General features: G+C 48.6%; 16 protein-coding genes. 13 read left to right on the forward strand and 3 right to left on the reverse strand.

Going from position 1 to position 18377, the window contains the following annotated elements; genetic code table 11:
• The first annotated feature begins 11 nt into the window (after positions 1-11).
• From PEL01S_RS14415 to PEL01S_RS14430, 4 genes are all read left to right on the forward strand, one after another.
• Positions 12-920 (forward strand): carbohydrate ABC transporter permease, encoded by a 909-nt coding sequence (locus PEL01S_RS14415; RefSeq protein WP_127460779.1) that lies wholly within the window; start codon positions 12-14, stop codon positions 918-920.
• 45 nt (positions 921-965) lie between these two features.
• Positions 966-2528 (forward strand): ABC transporter substrate-binding protein, encoded by a 1563-nt coding sequence (locus tag PEL01S_RS14420; RefSeq protein WP_127460780.1) that lies wholly within the window; start codon positions 966-968, stop codon positions 2526-2528.
• 61 nt (positions 2529-2589) lie between these two features.
• Positions 2590-3291 (forward strand): expansin EXLX1 family cellulose-binding protein, encoded by a 702-nt coding sequence (locus PEL01S_RS14425; RefSeq protein ID WP_127460808.1) that lies wholly within the window; start codon positions 2590-2592, stop codon positions 3289-3291.
• Between the two features lie 355 nt (positions 3292-3646).
• The gene (locus PEL01S_RS14430) at positions 3647-5470 is read left to right on the forward strand and encodes a glycerophosphoryl diester phosphodiesterase membrane domain-containing protein (protein WP_127460781.1); all 1824 of its coding nucleotides are present in this window, start codon (positions 3647-3649) and stop codon (positions 5468-5470) included.
• A 90-nt stretch (positions 5471-5560) separates the two neighbouring features.
• Here PEL01S_RS14430 and PEL01S_RS14435 read toward each other — a convergent pair whose 3' ends face one another.
• The 3 genes from PEL01S_RS14435 to PEL01S_RS14445 are packed head-to-tail and all read right to left on the reverse strand — an operon-like array spanning position 5561 to position 7491.
• Entirely contained in the window at positions 5561-6244 is a 684-nt protein-coding gene (locus tag PEL01S_RS14435) for a hypothetical protein (protein WP_127460782.1), read from the reverse strand.
• Position 6245: 1 nt separating this feature from the next.
• On the reverse strand, positions 6246-7115 hold the full coding sequence (locus tag PEL01S_RS14440; protein ID WP_063187432.1) for an ATP-binding cassette domain-containing protein: 870 nt from the start codon (positions 7113-7115) through the stop codon (positions 6246-6248).
• 7 nt (positions 7116-7122) lie between these two features.
• Positions 7123-7491, reverse strand: coding sequence for a GntR family transcriptional regulator (locus tag PEL01S_RS14445; protein ID WP_010499518.1), 369 nt, complete (start codon positions 7489-7491; stop codon positions 7123-7125).
• A 220-nt stretch (positions 7492-7711) separates the two neighbouring features.
• On the opposite strand from PEL01S_RS14445, the gene PEL01S_RS14450 reads away from it, so the two are divergent.
• The 9 genes from PEL01S_RS14450 (at position 7712) to PEL01S_RS14490 (ending at position 18376) form a co-directional block, all read left to right on the forward strand.
• Positions 7712-8416 carry an ABC transporter ATP-binding protein gene (locus PEL01S_RS14450; RefSeq protein ID WP_063187434.1) on the forward strand — a complete coding sequence of 235 codons (705 nt, stop codon included), beginning with the start codon at positions 7712-7714 and terminating at the stop codon, positions 8414-8416.
• The gene (locus tag PEL01S_RS14455) at positions 8416-10743 is read left to right on the forward strand and encodes an ABC transporter permease (RefSeq protein ID WP_063187436.1); all 2328 of its coding nucleotides are present in this window, start codon (positions 8416-8418) and stop codon (positions 10741-10743) included. Before PEL01S_RS14450 ends, PEL01S_RS14455 begins: the two co-directional genes overlap by 1 nt.
• A 180-nt stretch (positions 10744-10923) precedes the next feature.
• Complete coding sequence (locus PEL01S_RS14460) at positions 10924-11727, forward strand: phosphotransferase family protein (protein WP_063187438.1); 804 nt, start codon at positions 10924-10926, stop codon at positions 11725-11727.
• 90 nt (positions 11728-11817) lie between these two features.
• Entirely contained in the window at positions 11818-12399 is a 582-nt protein-coding gene (locus PEL01S_RS14465) for a TetR/AcrR family transcriptional regulator (protein WP_063187439.1), read from the forward strand.
• Between the two features lie 115 nt (positions 12400-12514).
• Positions 12515-14005, forward strand: a complete 1491-nt coding sequence (locus PEL01S_RS14470) for an aminotransferase-like domain-containing protein (RefSeq protein WP_127460783.1) — start codon at positions 12515-12517, stop codon at positions 14003-14005.
• Between the two features lie 33 nt (positions 14006-14038).
• Entirely contained in the window at positions 14039-14977 is a 939-nt protein-coding gene (locus PEL01S_RS14475) for a D-alanine--D-alanine ligase (protein ID WP_127460784.1), read from the forward strand.
• Positions 14970-16154: an aminotransferase class I/II-fold pyridoxal phosphate-dependent enzyme gene (locus PEL01S_RS14480; RefSeq protein WP_127460785.1), complete on the forward strand. Its 1185-nt coding sequence runs from the start codon at positions 14970-14972 to the stop codon at positions 16152-16154. Before PEL01S_RS14475 ends, PEL01S_RS14480 begins: the two co-directional genes overlap by 8 nt.
• A gap of 194 nt (positions 16155-16348) precedes the next feature.
• Positions 16349-17212, forward strand: coding sequence for a class I fructose-bisphosphate aldolase (locus PEL01S_RS14485; RefSeq protein ID WP_010499506.1), 864 nt, complete (start codon positions 16349-16351; stop codon positions 17210-17212).
• Between the two features lie 6 nt (positions 17213-17218).
• Positions 17219-18376, forward strand: coding sequence for a Gfo/Idh/MocA family protein (locus tag PEL01S_RS14490; RefSeq protein WP_127460786.1), 1158 nt, complete (start codon positions 17219-17221; stop codon positions 18374-18376).
• The last annotated feature ends 1 nt before the right edge of the window (position 18377 follow it).

Here is an 18377-nt window from a genome sequence, read left to right on the forward strand (position 1 = left end):
GGTGATTTTGGGTGAACAGGCGTAGGCCAAATGACATTTCAAACACCGCTAACATTATAATTAATTTGTTTTTCTGGTTTCATACGGCAGTATGCATTCTGCCGCTTCTGCTCGTGATCATCGTGTCATTCTCCGACGAGAAGGCTGTATTAATAAACGGTTATAACTTTATACCGGAATCATTCAGTCTTTCGGCGTATCGATTTCTGTTTAAGGACTGGGAACAGATCGTACGATCGTTTGGGGTTTCCGTTTTTGTCACGGCAGTCGGGACCGTCGTCAGTGTGATCATCATGGCGATGTACGCTTACCCGATCTCACGCAGAGATTTTCCGCACAAAAACGTGTTTTCATTCTTTATGTTTTTCACGATGCTGTTTAACGGCGGACTTGTTCCCTGGTATTTGGTCTACACCCAGATGCTGAATTTTAAAAATACGCTGTTCGCTCTGATTTTGCCTTTGCTGGTATCCGCATTTTTCGTACTGATGCTGCGAACGTTCTTTTCGGGCACGATACCGCCTGCGCTAATCGAGTCGGCTAAAATAGATGGAGCCGGCGAGTTTCGGATTTTTGTTCAAATCATTTTGCCGCTTTCTCTACCCGTTCTGGCAACCGTTTCCTTGTTTCAGACTTTAAATTACTGGAACGATTGGTTTACCAGCCTGGTCTTTATAACCGGTAATCAAAATGTCAATCTGCAGTATTTAATGTACAAAACCATGCTCGATATCCAATTTCTGACCTCCAACACGCAAGCCCTGCAGGCTATTAACCAATCAGGAGGAGGTCTTAATCTTCCCACGGAGACCGTACGCATGGCCATGGCGGTGTTAGGCATTGGCCCGATCGTATTCGCTTACCCCTTTTTTCAGAAATATTTTGTCAAAGGGTTGACGGTAGGAGCCGTAAAAGGGTGAGTGTTGTTGGCCTAAAGCAATTTAGCTAAACGGAGGTTTTATTCCATGAAAGCATGGCGAAGAAACGTTCTTGGGTTATTCGCGTTCTTCTTATTTTTCACTTTAACTCTGATCGGATGCAGTGGGGATAACGGCAGTATGAATGAGGCTGGCGGCCCTTCGAAAGGCGACGGTCAATCTGCGATGGGCCAGAAGTCATATAAACTGAAAATGGTGTACCCGGGAAGCCCTCAACCGGATCAAGCCAAAGTCGAAGAGGCCTTGAACAAGATTTTGCAGCCCAAAATCAATGCTACGATCGAACTGATGCCGATCGACTGGGGACAATGGGATAACAAATCCAATCTGATGATCGCGTCCCGTGAAAAGTTTGACATTCTGTTTACCGCCCAGTGGAACGGGCATGCCGTCAATGTGTCCAAGGGCGCGTTTCTCCCGCTGAATGCCGACGGACTCGACACCTATGGAAATTTACTAAAAAAGTACGGCCAAGGCGTTCTTGACACCTTGAGTCCCATGTTCCTGGAAGGAGCGAAAATTAACGGTAAAAATTACGCCGTGCCGACAAATAAGGAATTGGCTGCTCAGGGTGGAGTCATCTATCGTTCGGATATTGCCAAAGAGCTGGGTCTGGATATGACCCGCGTCAAGACAATTCAGGATCTTGATCCTATTTTATATGCCGTCAAGGAGAAAAGGCCCGATATGATTCCGCTGTTCCTGAGACAAGGGGATACGTTCAACGCGCATTACTTTGCCCAAACCGACGCGCTTGGCGATGCTACCATTCCATGCGTCATTCTGAAGGATCAGGACAGCACGAAGGTAGTGAAAACAAGCGAGCTTGACCGGTATAAAGAAACCTTGAAAATGACGCGTGATTATATGAAAAAAGGCTTCATCAACAAAGATGCGGCCACGACTTCACTTGGCACCGGAGACGCTTTAAAGGCAGGGAACGTGTTTATGATCGTTTCTCCTTTAAAACCGGGGAAAGATGCCGAGATGGCCAACGGGATTAGCCTGCAAGGGAAGCTGAAGCAAATCGAAATGACGGCCAAAACCGTATCGACCGGAGAAACCGCAGGCTCTATGCTGGGAATTTCGACCACGTCGGATGATCCGGTGCGGGCCATGATGTTCATCAACTTGCTGCATACGGACAAAGAGTTGAACAATCTGCTCAACTTTGGAATCGAAGGCGTGCATTATCGGAAAGTTTCCGACAACATCATCAAGGCGACGGATGCCACAAAGAATTACAGCCCCGGGGCCTCGTGGATGTTCGGCAATCAGTTCCTGAACTATATCTGGGATACCGAAGATCCGCAAAAATGGGATAAATTCAAAGAATTCAACAAGGATGCGAAAAAATCCCCCGGCCTTGGTTTTACCTTTAATGCCGAGCCCGTTAAAACGGAAGTTGCGGCGCTCGTGAATGTCGGCAAAGAGTACGATCCGGCTCTGGATACGGGTTCCGTAGATCCCGAAAAAACGCTTCCGAAATATACGGAGAAGCTGAAGGCGGCCGGTTTAGACAAAATACAGGCAGAGAAGCAAAAACAGCTCGATGCGTTCCTCGCAAGCAAGACTCAAGACAGGAGGTGAAGAGACGACTTGTTAACTTTATGATCAAAACTAGTAATTAAGGAGGCGGTGTGCCATGAGAATGAGAAGAAAATCGTTGCTTGCAATTGTAATCACCTTGATATCCGCTCTGTTATTATTTGCGGTTACGGCTTTTGCCGCCTGGAATGATGTTCGCAGCTCCTATGCGACCTACACTGGTTCGGGGTATGAAGGCGGTGCGGCTCTGCTTGATCCGATTCCGGCTGATATGGAAATCACGGCATTGAACCCTGCGGATTATAATTATAACGGCGTACAGTCTGCGCTCGCGGGCGCTTATTTGGAAGTGCAGGGACCCAAGGGGAAAACCGTCGTATATGTAACGGACCTGTACCCGGAAGCAGCACCGGGAGCGCTCGATTTAAGTCCAAACGCATTTTCTAAAATCGGGGACATGAGTGCCGGCAAAATCAATATTCAGTGGAAGGTAGTTAAAGCTCCGATCTCCGGGAATTTTACGTACCGAATCAAAGAAGGCAGCAGCCAATGGTGGGCAGCCATTCAAGTCAGAAATCATAAGTATCCTGTAATGAAGTTCGAAGTCAACAAGAACGGTACTTGGGTCGATCTGCCGAAAACTGCCTACAATCATTTTCTCAGCACGCAACAATTGGGTACTCAACCGCTTCAAGTCAGAATTACGGATATTCGAGGAATAAGTGTCTATGATACGATTCCTGGCCTTCCGGAATATGGCGGTGCTGCCTACTTTGTTCCCGGAAATGTTCAGCTTCCCGACTGACTTATAACCAAAGCCGCTTCGTTGCTTTAACTGAAAATCTTGATGACAGGGGCTTAGAAGTAATGCTTGGCCGTATTTTTAGGCTTCTAAATAAGACATGGCAGCTTCAGGGAACGTCCTGCAGCTGCCATGTCTTATTTTAGATTTTAGAAACCCGCGCCGGAAGCGCATACAATTGAATGAAAATGTCTTGGCCTGTGCATCCACAAGTTCTATAATGGAACTGCAGGTGACAGGTTGATACTTTTTTTGGTATATATAACTCTGAGTCCCAAAACTGCCGATTGTGATATGGGCTCAGTACAGCTCGAATCGGTTCTCTTCCTTTATTTCCCATTGAAAGCAGGTACAGAACATGAGCAATGCCAAGGAGACCCCCATACATAAGCTGATTGCGGATATTTTCAATATACTGGCTTTTACTTACAGGCAAGTTTTCATTTTCGAGCTGTTGTATAAGGCACTCACGCTATTCATATTTATACCGGCGATTTCTTTCATCTTTCACAGGCTTCTCCGCTTGGGCGGATATGTCGGTGCGACGAATTATGAGCTGCTGAATTTCGTTATGAGCCGCTACGGTTTACTATGCATGCTTATTTTGATCCCGGCCGCTACGGTATTGATATTTTTGGAATTTTCGGTTCTGGTGATCCTTTCGTACTACGGGCAAAAGAAACAAAGAATCGGGCTTATCCCGGCATTTCTGCAATCCGTGGCCTATCTTCCGTCGCTTTTCAAATACGGCTTTGTCGGCTGGGCCTTTTACTTACTGCTGGTCGTCCCTTTGCTGAGTTCGGGCGGCGGCTCCACCCTGTTGCCTACCCTGCAAATTCCGAATTTTATTTCCGGAGAGCTGTTGAAAACGGGCTGGGGCACGCTGCTCTATATAGGGCTGTTCGCCGTCATGACCTTTTTCAATATCCGGTGGATCTTCCTGCTTCATGTGATCGTCATTGAGGGAACAAGCAGCTTCCGGCAAGCCGCCAAAAAAAGCGCAGCTATCCTGAAAAAAATCTATATCCGAATGTTTGTGGCGCTGCTGTGCATTTCTCTTTTGTTTGCAGTCGTCGTTGTCTTGATTCTGGCCGCGGTGATTCTCATTTATATCGTGCTGCCTCAAGAGACGGCTTTTGCTGAAATTGCGTGGTTCGTCGTATCGAAGAGCGCCATCATTTCTTTGTACCTTGCTACCTTGTTTGTAACGCCGCTTTACATTACAACGCTCACCAGAATTTACATAGCCAAAGCGGACCCGGATCATGCCGTCCTGCAAATGCCCAACTGGAGCGACATTGAAAACCGTTCCTCCCAAAGCTACGGTCTGCTTCACAAGCATAAACGAAAGCTGATCGTACTCGGACTGATCATCGCCTTCGCAACGGCACTCGTGTTGGTTCCAGCCCTGACCGATATCCGGCCAAGCGATCAAAAAGCGACGGTGATGGCCCATCGCGGCTATATTTCGAAAGGCCCCGAGAATACGATCGATGCGATTCAAGGTGCTATAGACGCCCGCGCGGATTATGCAGAAATCGACATATTGGAAACGAAGGACGGGGAGCTCGCCGTCATTCACGACACCAATCTGAAAAGACTGACAGGCAGCAACGCGGAAGTGTACGATCTGACGATGGCTGAACTACGGAAGCTGGAAGTCAAACAAGGGAATTTCACAAGCCAAATCAGCAGTCTTGCGGAAGTCATGAACGCCGCTCGCGGAAAAATCAAGCTGAATATTGAGGTAAAAACACACGGAAAAGAACGTAATTTAGTAAATACGTTCATTAAGACCATTCGCGAAAATGATTTTCAGACGCATTGTGTCGTGCAATCGCTGGATTATGAAATCGTGCAGGAGATCAAAGCCGCGGAGCCGGCGCTTCAGGTCGGCTTCATCATGTTCGCCGGAGTCCCCGATATAGGGCAGATCCACGCCGATTTTGTCGTGATGGAAGAATATATGGTCAACGAATCGATCGTCGCTTCGGCCAAGCTGAATAACAAACCGATCTATGTATGGACGGTGAACGACAGGGATAATATGGAGCGATTTATCGGCATGGGGGTTGACGGGATCATTACGGATTATCCGGAAGATGCGATCTCCGTTGTGGAAGAACTGCGCAGCGGATATCTTGTTCCCCTCCTAAGGTGGCTCAACCTCCTGCGGATTTAAACATTCAATATAATGCATAAACATTCCCATGTGTAGATTGGTGAATGTTTATGCATTTTCTTTTGTGTCTGGATAAATAAACGAGTTCGTTTAGTGGGTTCTTCCCCTAGTAAAAAGCCAACCGCCGGCCACGAAAACAAGATAAAGTATAAGGTTATATCCGACGCCCGCCGGCAGCGAGCTGTTGAATAACAGCGCTTTGAAAAATAAGACGACATAAACGCGCAGCGAAGGAATCGCCGTTCCGATCGGGATCGCCGCAAGGAGCAGCGCCCACAGCAGCCAACCGACAGGGTGGTAGTACCCGGAGATCAGCATGCTTAGAAGCGCCATCACCATCAAATAAAAGGCGATTTGGTGAAGAAAAGAACCTGCCAAGCCAAAGTCAACCCAATGAAACGCTTCAATCAGATCAACGGTGTTCATGTAATTCCGGAGCACGCCCACTTCAAATTCAAACCATAAAGAATTGAACAAAGCGATGGCTGCTGCCCAGACGGCAAAGACGAAGTGAAGCGCTTTAAAATATTGCTCTCGGCTTGCGCCCAAATGTACGATGCGTTTGTAATAACGGAGCGGCAGCACGATAGCGATAAGGAGCAAAATGAGAATCAGCATGTTGCCGTCCGAAAGGCGGGTATTGTGGCTGCTGTCCGTACAGAGGCTAACAATGAAATCCGCCAGCCTTCCAAGCAGGATAAGAATAATGACGCACCAGATGTAAATCCTCATTTGCAAATAGGTTGCCTTTAAATGAACGGCCCATGCGCCCAACTTAGTGACCTCCTTCGATCAAATACGAGAAAAACTTTTGAAGTGTCAGATGTTCAATCGAAATGTCCATCTCGCGCGCCCGTAGCATGTCCCCGTCGTCCAACATTTCGTAAATAGCGGCAAGTGTGCCGCGGCCATAGGCTTCCGTATGTAATACTCGCTTACCGGTTGTAAACGAAGCCACCGCTTCCGAATTTCCCCGGATCAGATGAGCCGCCATGTGTATCCGATCCATCTCATCGTGAAGCAGGAGGGAGCCGGCTTCAATGATGTATACTCTTTCTGCGACGGTGGCGATTTCGTCAATTAAATGCGTAGATAGTAAAATCGTGCGAGGGTGATTGGCATAATCCTCCAGAAGCGCCTTGTAAAACCTTTCCCGCATCAAGACATCGAGTCCGAGCACCGGCTCGTCATATAACGTCAGCGATGCCCGGCTGGCCAGACCGATGATGTTTCCTACGAGCGATTCCGTGCCTCTTGATAGCTGTCTGATTTTTTTGCGCGGATCGAGCCGAAACGTCTCGAGCAGCTCATGAGCAAATGTCCAGTCCCAATTTGGATGGAAATTCGCAGCAAACTGCAAAACCTCGATAACCCGTGCTCCTCCGAAGGGTTTGTTTTTCTCGCGTACGAAACAGAAATCCTTCGGAAGTTCTCCTTTGCCCAGCTTTTTTCCTCTTACCTCGATTGTGCCGTAGTCCGGGAAGATTCCGCCTGCGATCATGTTAAGCAGCGTCGTTTTGCCGGCGCCGTTTCGCCCAAGCAAGCCGTAAATGACGTTTTCCTCCAGCTGCAGATTCAGATTCCGCAATGCGTCAGTTCGACCGTATTTTTTATTTAAATTGCCGCAAGTCAATGCAATGCTCACGGTTCGTTCATTCCTTTCTCAACTGTTTGATCATGTCCATAATCTCTTCGGTTGTCAGCCCGAGCTTGTCGGCTTCATTCAGCAGATTGGACAACAGTTCCTTGTAGAAACGATCTCTTCGCTTCATCTGAATCTTCTGCCTCGCATCGGTCGCGACATACATGCCAAGTCCTCTTTTTTTGTACAGAATACCTTCATTGACGAGCAGGGCGATCCCCTTCACGACGGTCGCCGGATTAATTTGAAACAGTTGAGAAAACTGCGCCACAGAAAGAATTTGCTCGTCCACACGGAAAGTGCCGTTCAGAATATCGTCCTCAATGATGTTGGCTACTTGTTGAAAAATCGGTTGTTTATCGTCGAAAGTGATGTTCATTGCCCCACCTTCAGTATATCGGTATGTTATCCATCTAGCATACCATAATGGATAGGCAAACAATTGTCAATAAACGATCGTTCGATCGGTGATTGACAATCATTTGAACATGAATTATAGTGTGCTACATGAGTAACATACTAGCATGCTGATCGAAGAGAAACTTGGCTAAAGGGAACTGACGAAGTTTCAATCATTGTTATTCGAGGAGATGTCCGAAGTGAAAAACTTAATCGAGTTCAAAAAAGTAACGAAACAATACAAAATCGGAGAAGTGCCAATCAATGCGCTTGATGGTGTTGATTTTTCCATTTCAGAGGGGGAATTCGTCGTTATTTTGGGAGCAAGCGGCGCCGGTAAAAGTACGATATTGAATATCCTTGGCGGTATGGATACGGCTACCTCAGGCCAGGTGTTTGTCGGCGATCAAGAAATAACAAAATTCAACGAAAAAAAATTAACTCAATATCGCGGTGAGAAGGTCGGTTTTGTCTTTCAATTCTACAATTTGATTCCGAATTTAACCGCACTGGAAAATGTTGAATTTGCCGCTGAAGTATGTAAAAACCATCTGGATGCTCAAGCTATTTTGCATCAAGTCGGATTAAAGAATCGAATGAACAGCTTCCCTTCCCAGCTCTCCGGGGGAGAACAGCAAAGAGTGGCAATTGCCAGAGCTGTCGCCAAAAATCCTTTGCTTCTACTCTGCGATGAACCCACTGGAGCTTTGGATTATGTTACCGGTAAATCCGTCTTAAAGCTTCTTCAGGATTTAAACAGGGAAATGAAAAAGTGCGTTGTATTGGTCACACATAATTCCGCAATCGCTCCGATGGCCGATAAAATTATTAAAGTGAAAAGCGGAAGGATCGAAAGTATTACGATCAATGATGTGAAACAAAGTGTGGAAGGAATTGAGTGGTAATGATGAAATTATTTTTAAAATTAGTAAGGGATATTAGACAATCGATAGGGCAATTCATAGCCATTGTTTCGGTTATTGCAGTAGGGGCTTTTTTCTATGCGGGGCTGATCACGTATAGCGATATCCTTAGTGCTTATACGAAGGCTTATTTTAAAGAGCATAATTTAAGCGATCTGAATGTGTATTACAGCCAAATTTCCAAAGAGGACGTGGCTGGTTTAAGCGAAATAGAAGGGATAAATAAAATAGAAGGACGCTATACGCTGGACGCCACGCAAGCGTTCGAAGGGTATAAAGCTTCAATAAAAATTCATTCAATCCCGGTGAACAATGAAATCAATACGCCTGCTATGGTAGAGGGCAGGGTCCCGTCCAAAAAAAATGAGATCATGCTAGATTCCCATTATGCCAAAGAACATCAGTACAACGTCGGCGATAAAATCAACATAACTTCAAATAAAAAAGACTACAGCTTTACGATCAGCGGTCTGTGCGAGAATGTCGAATATGCCAAAAAGAACGAAATCCAAGACCATAAAACCTTCGGAGTAGCTTATATGTCCGAAGAGACGATCCCCGAAATGGCAGACGGCTTTTTCTATAATGAAGTCTTGATTGATGCCAAAGAAGGCTACGATCCTGACCAATTAGGCAAATCGATTGAAGCCCAATCCAAACCGCTTTCCTATTTAAACCAGGTAAGTAAAGAAAGGACTTTCAGCTATTCGAAGCTAACGGAAACGATACATAATAATAACTTGATGAGCAAGGTTATCCCTTTGGTTCTTTTTTTGATAGGAGCTATTATCTTGTTCCTAACCATGTCGAGGATGATCGATTCTCAAAGAAATCAAGTGGGTATCATGAAGGCTTTGGGTGTAAAAAACAGAACGATCATGCTTCATTACATGGGATACCCTTTGCTGGTATCGATGATAGGCTCAATTCTAGGTTGCTCCATAGCCGCTATGGTATTTATTCCTTTAATAACGGCATCCAGTTCTAGGGCTTACTCTCTGCCGGGCATAAAATTCGCCCTTGATTTTTACTCGTTTCTTCCTCCCATGATATTCTCTAGTGCCTTTGGACTTCTCTCGTGTTACTTAAGCGGCAGAATCGTATTAAAAGAACGTGCGGCCCAAGCTATGCGTCCCAAACCGCCAAAGAAGATGAAAATGCTTCTCATCGAAAGAATTCCGGGCATTTGGAGTCGTATTTCTTACAGTTACAAGCTCATTTTGAGAAACATACTATTGAATAAACAAAAAGCTTTAGTGAGCTCGGTCGGTGTTGTGGCAAGCACGGTTTTATTGATAACGGCTTTCGGCACGCACACGGCCTTGCTAAAAGTAGCTGACCAGATCGAAGAGGTGTATGCTTATGATTTAAGAGTAGATTATGCGACAGGAGCATCTTCCGAGGCATCAAACCTCCCCTCCGGTATTAAACAAAAGTTTGATTTATCCGCCTCTCCTGTTGAATTCATAAAGGATGATAAAAAAGAAAAGGCTACTTTAACGGTCACTGAAAAAGAAAACAATCTCATTCATTTCTTTGACGAAAATAAAAATAAACTGTATTTGGGGAATAATGGCGTTTTGGTGCCCAAATCTTACGCCGATAAATATCATATTGTGCAAGGGGATCTCATCCAGCTCAAGTTCACAGCACCGGAGTTTAAAAATAAGACGATCGAGATGAAGGTTTTGAATATATCCACCCAGTATTCGAATCCGTCGTTTTATAGTACGCCAGCCTACTTGAAGAGCTTTGACATCGACTACAGTCCATCCTCGCTTTTCGTTGAAGCCACTAGCTCTACAGAGCTTGTAAGCGTTCGTAGCTTCTTTGAGCAAGATCCTCGCGTAGATAAGATTACAGATAAGAATGATCTTAAGAAATCAGCTCAATATATTGTGAAGCAAAACAGCTTTGTTTTTATCATGTTTATTATTTGTGCCGTCATCCTCTCCTTTGGCGCTATTTATACGATATCTTCCATAAACATTTATGAACGAAATCGTGAGCTTGCCACACTTAAGGTATTAGGCTATCCCAAATATAAAATAAACCGACTCATATTTTTTGAAAACATCATCCTAACCACATTTGCGGTAATTGTTGCTTTACCGATTAGCGGCTATATGTACACCATTATTGTAAAGGCGCTCTCCAGCGCCCATCAACAAATCCCGGATCAATTAAACGTTGTTGTATTGTTGGCAGCAGTTGTTCTAGCATTCCTGCTTACCATTCTGGCTAACTTGCTGCTTAGGAGAAAAGTAAACCAGATCCATATGATTGAATCTTTAAAAAGTATAGAATAATGGGAGTCGAGCAAGCCCAAAATAAGAATTGACTATTGACAGACCGACCAACGGTCTGTCAATATGTAGTTAAGAAACCGACGGTCGGTATGCAACCCTGAACCGTATTAACCTAGGAGGTTTTACGGAAGCGTTGTACCCGTCTTGATTTGATCGCCAATTCGGAAAGGAGATAAAGAAATGCTGAAAATTAGTGAGGGGCGAACAGCCGAAATTTTCGAGCAAGGACCGGGAAAAATTTTAAAGCTTTATCGAAGCGGTTTTCCGCCGGAAGCCATCAGGTATGAATATGAGATGAATCAGGCTATCGCTTCCTGTGGCGTTCCTGCCCCCCGTGCTTATGACTTAATACACTTTGAACAAAGGGACGGGATCGTTTTTGAACGGATCGAAGGTTCAACTTTTCTAAGCAGGATGGTTCAACATCCTGACGGCCTGGATCGTTTATCAAAAGAGTTTGCCGATCTCCATTATCAAGTTCATAGCTACAAGCTTGATGAACATAAAAAGTCATCCATCGTGAAACAAAAAGTGATATTAGCCCGAAATATACACAATGCACGGGAACTCTCGGACGATGTGAAAAAAAAGATAATCGATGTTTTGGAGCGGCTGCCGGACGGAGAATGTTTATGCCATGGTGATTTTCACCCGGATAATGTCATCGTCGGTGAACGTCCTTGGGTTATCGATTGGATGACGGGAATGGTAGGTAATCCTGCCGGCGATGTGGCTCGTACCGTACTCCTATTCCGCTTCGGTACGCTGCCTGACGAAGCGCCAAGAGCCGTGAAAGAAGCACTGCAGTTCATGAGTACTAAGATAAGCCGGATCTACCTGGAGCGCTATCTTTCATGCTCTGGTCTTCCATTCAGTGACATTGACGAGTGGATGCTCCCGATTGCAGCTGCGAGACTATCCGAATGGATTCCTAATCGGGAGAAAGAATTGCTATTCAATTTAATTGAGGAACGCTTAAGCTAATGGATTTTGCAAACCGGGAGTCGGTATGTTAGAGTGGGAAATGCCATCATGGACCGAAAAATGTGCAAATAAGGCTAGGGTGATAAGGTTATGACAACCGGAAACACGACTTTTCATACAATCATGGATACTACGGAGAGATTAATTCAGGAGAAGGGCTGCCGGCAAACCACGCTTCAAGATATTATTCGGGAAACCGGTCTGTCCAAAGGCGCCATTTACCATTATGTATCGAGCAAGGACGAATTGTTGGGACTCATCTTGAAATCGCGCGTAGAACAGTTGAATGAACGGTTCACGGAGATTGTCAACAGCCCGCAGTCTTCGGGACTGGGCGATCCCCTGCAGCTCATAGCCGAGGGGATGGTACGCTCGTCCAATCATCAGAACGTGACGAACTTGATCTTTATCTATCTGCTAGGGCAGATGGACAATCCGAAGGTTGCGGAAATCGTTCAGGAAGTTTACGGCTATACGATGCAGATCTGTACAAGATGGATCGATATTGGGAAGCTGCACGGTGCCATCCCTGCTGAAATCGACAGCGACGTAACCGCGGAGATGTTTGCCATGATCTTGTACGGGCTTCGCGTCAGAAGCACGATTACCCAAGAGCAAGGTCCTTTTGACACAAAAGATTTGGCGGCTTTCATGAGGCGGTCGCTGAGTTAAGGGCGGACCAAGGGGATAAAATGCGGAGGAACCACCGAAGGATGAAAAATCCAGTGCGGTGGTTCTTTTTTTCTCTCGTCTCCTATGCCATCATTGTAGGTGGGGGCGATGAAGGATGTTCCAGGATTTCAAGCTCGTCGGTGACCGTCCGGTCGCGATACAGGTGAAAGAATACGTCAAACGTTTAATTATAAAAGGGGCGCTTCAGGCGGATCAGAGGCTGCCCTCTACACGAGAAATGAGCGGTCTGCTTCAGGTGAGCCGCAATACCGTCATTGCCGCCTATGAAGGCCTGGAGGATGACGGATTTGCGTACGCGATTCCCGGCAAAGGCAGCTATGTCGCCGCTATGGTAGGTCATTTGGCGGCAGAGAACGGAGGAACTGACGGCCCAGCCGTCTGGCAGATCGACTGGAAGGCAAGAATGAACGAGTATGCCGTATCGGCTGTAGAGCTGGATAGGATCAAGCAGGGCATTCGCGGCAAAAAAGGAGCCATCTCGTTCACAAGCATCGCTCCGGATGAGCACCTGTTTGATCTGGGGGATGTCAGGCGAGCCTTTATGGACCGAATGGCCATCGAAGGGCAGGTGCTGCTCAATTACGGCTATGCCAAGGGCTACAAACCGCTGATCGATTACCTGATGCGTTACATGGAGAACAAGGGCGTTGATCTAAGCGGTAAGGATATGCTGATTACAGGCGGGTTTACAGAAGGCTTTGACATCGTGCTGTCGGCACTGCGCCCTTCTGCGCGCCGCGGAGCGGCCATTTGTGAAAATCCGACCCATCATACGGCGATCAAAAATTTGAAGTTGCAAGGCTTTGAAATTACCGGCATTCCGATGGAACGTGACGGTATGGATGTGGAGCGGCTGGAGGCGGTATTGCAGAAGCAGCCAAACCGCTTCGATCTGGCCTATTTGACCCCTTCCTATCACAATCCGACAGGCATCGTCATGTCGCCGGCCAAGCGCAGTGCCGTTATGAAATTAATGATGCGCTATCAGATTCCGGTGATCGAGGATGGATTCAATGAGGAGTTGCGCTACTCGGGAGCGCATGTTGCACCTTTAATAGCGACGGCAGGGCAAGGGAACGGAGTCATCTATATCGGCAGCTTCTCCAAGGTACTGTTCCCTGGCTTGCGGGTAGGCTGGGTGCTTGGAGACCGGGCGCTGATCGACACGCTGGAAAGTATTAAGCGTGCGCGCACCATTCATACCTCAACCATCGATCAATCGATTTTATACCAATATTTGCTTAATGGAAATTTCGATAAGTATGTCAAAAAAGCACGTACGGAGTATAAGCGAAAATATGAGCTGACCAAGGCATGCTGTGAAGCGCATCTTCCCGAGGCGCAGCTGTCCGGCGACGGGGGCTTGCATTTGTTCCTCACTTTCCCGACAGGCGTAAATACACGGCAATTGCTGGAAGCATGCACGGAACAGGGCGTTATTTTTACACCGGGAGACAAGTTTTTTATTCAAGAAGGCGAAGGGACGAATACATTGCGGCTTGGTTTTTCACGAGTAACGGATGAAAATATCGAGCGGGGGATTCGAATCATCGGCAAACAGGCGCGCAGCTTTCTTAAGGCATAACGATGAAGAAAAGAGCTAAAATGAGGTGTCGTGATGAAAATTGGCGTTATTATGGGCGGTATTTCCTCTGAGCGTGAGGTTTCGCTGCTGACAGGTCAAGAGATGATCCATCATTTGGATCGCAGCCGCTATGAGGTGGTTCCCATTGTGATCGAACAGCGAGCGGATTTAATCGCACTGGTTCAGCAGGCAGGCATCGATCTCGCGTTGCTGGCGCTGCATGGCCAGTATGGCGAGGACGGCACGGTGCAGGGAGCGCTGGAGACGCTGGGCATTCCATATACAGGAAGCGGTGTCCTGGCAAGCAGCTTAGGCATGAATAAGCAGCTGTCCAAGATGCTGCTGAAGGCAGCGGGTGTGCATACGCCTGCAGGATTTTGCTGGCAGGGGATGGATGATTATGATCCGCAAGCGGTAGAGCGGCTGGGTTACCCGGTTATTGTGAAGCCGAATACGGGGGGATCCAGCATCGGCATCCGGCTTGTACAGAATGAGAAAGAGCTGCTGCCGGCTGTTCAGGAGGCTTGCCGCTTGGATCAAGCGATCTTGATCGAGCCCTATATTCAAGGGACGGAGCTCACCTGCCCGATTGTGGATGGCGAGGTCTTGCCGATTATCGGCATTCGCTCCGCTCATTCGGAGTGGTTCGACTACAAAGCGAAATATGAGGCCGGCGGCGCTGAGGAGAAGGTGATTCAGCTTCCTCCCGTGATGGAGCAGCGTGTGCGCGAGGCGGCGCTGGCCAGCTATCGGCTGCTGCAATGCAAGGTCTATGCAAGGGTCGATATGATTTTGTGTCAGGATACGCCTTACGTGCTGGAAGTGAACACCTTACCGGGAATGACCGCGGGCAGTCTGCTTCCGAAGAGTGCGGCTGCTGCGGGTATCACCTTTACACAGCTGCTGGACCGTATTATTGCCAGCTCGCTCCATGAGCGGAAACAGGAGTGGGGGATGATGCAGCATGCTTAGTGAAGAGGGTACAGGGCGATTTTTATCCTCGCGTGTACGGGATATTCGGCCATCGGGAATTCGTGCTTTTTTTGATCTGAATGCAGCAGGCGGAGATACAATCGCTCTTGGGGTCGGAGAGCCTGATTTCGTTACACCGGAAAAGGTGCGGGAAGCTTGTATTCGAGCATTGCGCGAAGGGCAGACGAAATATACTTCGAATGCCGGAATGATGGAGCTGCGGGAGGAGCTTTCGGCTTATTTTGCCGGCAGCTTCGCGCTATCCTACGACCCCGGGCAGGAAATCATCGTGACGGTGGGGAGCAGTGAAGCCGTCGACCTAGCTCTGCGGGCCGTGATCGATCCGGGTGACGAGGTGCTGATTCCGGCGCCAAGCTATATCGCTTATGAACCGATTACCCATCTGCATGGCGGTAAAATTGTAGAGGTGGCGGCTACGGCAAAGGAGCGGTTCAAGCTGACCCCGCAAGCGCTGCAAGCGGCAATTACGCCTCATTCGAAGGTTTTGATGATCAATTATCCGTGTAATCCGACCGGAACAGTTATGACAGAGCAGGATTGGCTGCCGATTGCAGAGCTCGTTATCAAACATAATCTGGTCGTCATTTCGGATGAAGTTTATGCCGAATTGACTTACGGGAGAAAGCATGTCAGCATTGCCTCCTTGCCGGGCATGAAGGAGCGTACGATTGTCGTCAGCGGCTTTTCCAAAGCGTTCGCAATGACAGGCTGGCGGGTAGGCTATGCGTGCGGTCCGCGCGAGCTGATTGCCGGCATGCTGAAAATCCACCAGTACACGGCCATGTGCGCCCCTACCATTGCCCAGATTGCCGCGCTCGAATCATTGCGTCATGGCTTGGCTGCCAAGGATGAGATGATGGCAAGCTACAATGAACGCCGCAAGCTGTTTGTAGCCGGCTTGAATGCAATCGGGCTGGCCTGTCACGAGCCTGAGGGGGCTTTCTATGCCTTCCCTTCCATTGCTTCTACCGGCATGTCATCCGAGCGGTTTGCTCTTCGGCTGCTGGAGGAAGCGAAGGTGGCGGTCGTCCCGGGACATGTATTCGGATCGGGCGGAGAGGGTTTTATTCGCTGCTCCTACGCAACCTCGCTCGTCGATTTGGTGAAGGCGCTGGAGCGGATGGGAAGGTTTATGCAGGTGATGCAGCCGGTTTGATGAAGGCTTCAGCATATAGAAGAACCTAGAGAGAGCTTCAACTTCACTGCGGTGGGTTGAAGCTCTTTTTGTTCCCGTTGGAGTGACAAAGGGATAAAATTTTCGTAGACATTTGTTATAAATAAACATATCATAATGTTGTAAACGAATATTTATGTTTTATATTAACATTTTAATTTTGGAGGAGAACAACAATGCCGATAAAACCCAGACTGCAGCGCATGTTCAGCGAGCAGGGCAAATGTTTCGATGTGGCGATTGATCACGGATTTTTCAATGAGATCTCATTCTTGTCCGGTATCGAGAATATGCGGCAGGCGATCGCAACGATCGTGGAAGCCGGTCCGAATTGCATCCAGCTGAGCGTCGGACAGGCGGCACACCTGCCGTCGATCCCGGGGAGCCGGCGTATCGGACTCGTGCTGCGTACCGATGTCGCCAACATTTATGGTCAGGCGCTGCCGCGCTACTTATTCAGCGAGTTGATTGACAGAGCCGTCGAGCAGGCCGTACGCTTGGATGCCGTGGCCGTATGCGTGAATCTGCTGCTGCTGCCGAACCAACCCGAGCTTCATTATCAATGCGTGAAAAATGTAGCGGCGCTCCGCACCGAATGCGAGAAATACGGTATGCCGCTCATGGTCGAACCGCTGGTCATGCTTGCGAACGAAGTCAAGGGCGGCTATATGGTGGATGGAGATATCAACAAAATTATGCCGCTGGTGCGTCAGGCAGTGGAATTGGGAGCGGATGTCATTAAAGCCGATCCGTGCGACGATGTCGAGCAGTATCACCGGGTCATCGAGGTGGCTTCCGGCATTCCCGTCCTCGTGCGCGGCGGAGGGAGAGCCGCCGACGAGGAGATCGTGAGCCGTACGGTGCAGCTGATGCGGCAGGGGGCCTCGGGCATTGTGTACGGACGTAATGTCATTCAGCACGCTAACCCCGCCGGGATGACCAAAGCGCTGATGTCCATCGTCCATGACGGGGCCGATGAGGCGCAAGCTTTGGCTTGGTTAAGCAATACGGACGCCATTTCGCCTGTTAGGGAGCGCTGATCGGTCATGGCCAGAACAATTATCCGTTTCGGCGTTATCGGCTGCGGTTTAATGGGCAAAGAATTCGCCAGCGCGGCGGCTCGCTGGTGTCATCTGACCGGCGTAGACTTCGAGCCGAGAATCACGGCCGTCTGCGATGCCAATGAAGCCGCCTCACAGTGGTTCAGGGATCATGTGTCCAGCGTGGAGGCGGTCTACACCGATTATAAAAGCTTGCTTGCGGACTCGGCCGTCGATGCGATCTATTGTGCCGTGCCTCACCAGCTTCACGCGCAAATCTATGTCGATATAATCGAAGCAGGCAAGCATTTGCTCGGCGAAAAGCCGTTCGGCATCGATCAGGCGGCCAACAGGCTCATACAGGATGCCATCGACAGACATCCGGAGGTGATTGTCCGCTGCTCGTCCGAGTTCCCTTTCTTTCCCGGCGCACAGCAAATCTATCGATGGGTGCAGGAACGCAAATTCGGCCGAATCATCGAGGTGGAGGCGGGCTTTTGGCATTCCAGCGACCTTGACCCGACTAAACCGATCAACTGGAAGAGGCGAATCGCCACGAACGGCGAATATGGATGTATGGGCGATCTCGGCATGCATGTGCTGCATCTTCCGATGCGCTTCGGGTGGAGGCCCCGGTCCGTACGGGCTCTTCTGTCTCAAATCGTGCCGGAAAGGCCGGACGGACAAGGCGGCACGGTCCCTTGCGAAACCTGGGACAACGCCATTCTGGCCTGTGAAGCGCACACGGAAGACCAGCAGTTCCCCATGCTGCTGTCCATGAAACGGATCGCGCCCGGACATGCGAATACATGGTTTATCCGCATAGCCGGAACAGCGTTTTCCGCCGAATTTACCACCAAGCAGCCGAAGCAGATCGCTTCCTTGCCTTATTCGCCGGGCGGAGTTCAGGCTTGGCATGTGGCCGATGCGCCTTATAAATCGGCCTACGGCACCGTCACCGGCGGCATTTTCGAATTCGGCTTCCCGGACTCCATTTTGCAAATGTGGGCCGCGTTCTGCGACGAGCTGGCGCATGGCGACCGGATGCAGCAGCCTTTCCGCTGCGCGACGCCGCAGGAGGCTGGGTCCAGCCATCAGATTTTTACGGCGGCATTGGAATCGAATCGGACGGGGCGCACGATATCAATCGACTGGAGGAGCTAGC

It is taken from the genome of Paenibacillus elgii NBRC 100335 (assembly GCF_004000865.1).
Lineage (GTDB): Bacteria > Bacillota > Bacilli > Paenibacillales > NBRC-103111 > Paenibacillus_G > Paenibacillus_G elgii.